The 2713-nt window shown below is 67.0% G+C and carries 1 protein-coding gene; it reads left to right on the top strand.

Annotated features, from left to right (window positions below):
• The coding region (locus tag DM374_RS32375; protein WP_225422681.1) for a condensation domain-containing protein at positions 1 to 2713 on the top strand (2713 nt) is incomplete at both ends.

Raw genomic sequence — 2713 nt, 5'->3', positions numbered from 1 at the left:
CAGCCGTGCTTCGGCGGTGCAGGCAGAGCAGGGGCCGGTGACCGGTGAGGCGCCGTTGACGCCGATCCAGCGCTGGTTCTTCGACAGCCAGATTCCGCAACCGCACCAGTGGAACCAGGCGCTGATGCTGGCGCCGCGTGAAGCCTTGCAGGCGGATGTGCTGGATGCCGCGTTGCAGGCATTGCTGGCCCAGCACGATGTCTTGCGGGCTCGTTTCAGCCATGACGTCGCGCAGTTCCAGGCGCAGGCCGGTGAATCGCTGTGGGTACGCGAACTGTCCAGCCGCGATCAATTGGCCGAACTGGCCGACGAAGCGCAAGGCAGCCTCGATCTGCAAAACGGCCCGCTGCTGCGCGCAGTGCTGGTCAACCTGCCGCAGGGCGAGCAGCGCCTGTTGCTGGTGATCCATCACCTGGTGGTGGACGGCGTGTCCTGGCGGATCCTGCTGGAAGACCTGCAGAGCGCCTATGTCGCCCTGGCGACCGGCACGGCGCCGGCCTTGCCGCGCAAGACCAGCTCGTTCAAACATTGGGCCGAGCAGTTGCAACGCCATGCCGGTAGCCCGGCGCTGGCGGCGCAATTGGGCTGGTGGCAGGCGCAGTTGCACGGCGTCAGCGATGCGCTGCCGTGCGACCGTGCCGAGGGCAGCCAGCAACAGCAGCATGCCTTGTCGGTGGCGACGCGGCTGGACCGCGAGCTGACCCGCCAGTTGCTGCAGGACGCGCCCGCCGCCTACCGCACGCAGATCAATGACCTGCTGCTGACCGCACTGGCGCGGGTTATCGCGCGCTGGACCGGTCGTACCGAGACCCTGGTGCGTCTGGAAGGCCATGGCCGTGAAGAGCTGTTCGACGACCTTGATATCACCCGCACCGTGGGTTGGTTCACCAGCCTGTACCCGGTGAAGTTGACCCCGGCGCTGGAACTGGCCGACTCGATCAAGGCGATCAAGGAACAACTGCGCGCGGTGCCGGACAAGGGCATCGGTTACGGCGTGCTGCGTCACCTGGGCAACGATCAGGCGCGAAGCACCCTTGCCGGGCTGGCGCAAGGCAGCATCGTCTTCAACTACCTCGGTCAGTTCGATGCCGGTGTCAGCGACGGCCTGTTGGTTGCGGCCAGCGAAAGCTGTGGCCAGGGCGTCAGCCCGCTGGCGCCGCTGGGCAGTCTGCTGAGCATCGACGGCCAGGTCTCTGGCGGCGAACTGTCGCTGGCCTGGACCTTCAGCGGCGAGGTGTTCGACTCGGCGACCATCCAGCGCCTGGCTGACGACTACGCCGACGAACTGACGCAATTGATCGCGCACTGCGTCAGCGCTGGCGTGGGCGGCGTGACGCCGTCGGACTTCCCGCTGGCCGGCCTGAGCCAGATGCAACTGGACGAGTTCCCGCTGGCGGCCGGCGAGATCGCCGACCTCTATCCACTGTCGCCGATGCAGCAGGGCATGCTGTTCCACAGCCTGTTCGAACAGGAAGGCGCCAGCTACATCAACCAGATGCTCGCCGACGTTCGCGGCCTCGATGTGCCGCGCTTCCAGTTGGCCTGGCAAGCGGTGGTGGACAGCCATGACGTGCTGCGGGCGAATTTCGTCAGCAGCTTCGGCCAGCCTTTGCAGGTGATCCGCAAGCAACTGGCGGTGCCGTTCGAAGTTCAGGACTGGCGCGGTCGCGCCGACCTGGAGGCAGCAGTGGCTGCCTACGCCGAGGCCGACAAGCAGCGTGGCTTCGACCTCGAACGCGAGGCCCTGCTGCGCCTGACCCTGCTGCGTACCGGCGAGGACACCTGGCACCTGGTGTACACCAGCCACCATATCCTGCTCGACGGCTGGAGCAGTTCGCGCCTGCTGGGCGAAGTGCTGATGCACTACCGCGGCGAGGCGGTAGCGGCGCCACGCGGTCGCTACCAGGACTACATCCAGTGGCTGCACGGCCAGGATGCCCAGGCCAGTGAACGCTTCTGGAGCGAGCAACTTGCTGAGCTGGATGAACCGACCCGTCTGGCGCCGTGCTTCCACGCGGCGGAGCCGGGACGGGGCCATGGCGAGCACCGCCATGCCTTCGCCGAGGCCGCGAATGCGCGGCTGGGCGAGTTCGCCCGGGATCAGCGCGTGACCCTCAACACCGTGCTGCAAGCGGCGTGGATGTTGCTGCTGCAACGCTACACCGGTCAGGCCAGTGTGACCTTCGGCGCCACCGTGGCCGGGCGCCCGGCGGACCTGCCGGGTGTGGAAGAGCAGCTTGGCCTGTTCATCAACACCCTGCCGGTGGCGGGCAGCCCGCGTGCCGAGCAGACCGTGGGTGACTGGGTGCAGCAGGTGCAGGCGCTCAACCTGGCCTTGCGTGAACACGAACATTCGCCGCTGTACGAAGTTCAGCGCTGGGCGGGCTGGGGGGGCGAGGCGCTGTTCGACTCGATCATGGTCTTCGAAAACTACCCGATCGCCGAGGCGCTGCAACAGGCGTCGCCGCAGTCGCTGGTGTTCGACAACGTGATCGCGCAAGAGCAGACCCACTACCCGTTGACCCTGGCGGTGGAGGCGGGCGAGCAACTGGTGTTGTCGATGAGCTATGACCGCGGTCATTTCGATGCCCCGGCCATTACGCAACTGGCCAGGCACTTCGAGCACCTGCTGCTGGCCCTGGCCAGCGATGCCCGCGCGTTGCTGGGCGAGCTGCCGCTGCTGGACGCCGATGAGCGCCAGCACCTGCTGCAC

The organism is Pseudomonas huaxiensis, from assembly GCF_003231275.1.
GTDB lineage: Bacteria > Pseudomonadota > Gammaproteobacteria > Pseudomonadales > Pseudomonadaceae > Aquipseudomonas > Aquipseudomonas huaxiensis.
This window is presented reverse-complemented; position numbering and strand designations above follow the sequence as displayed.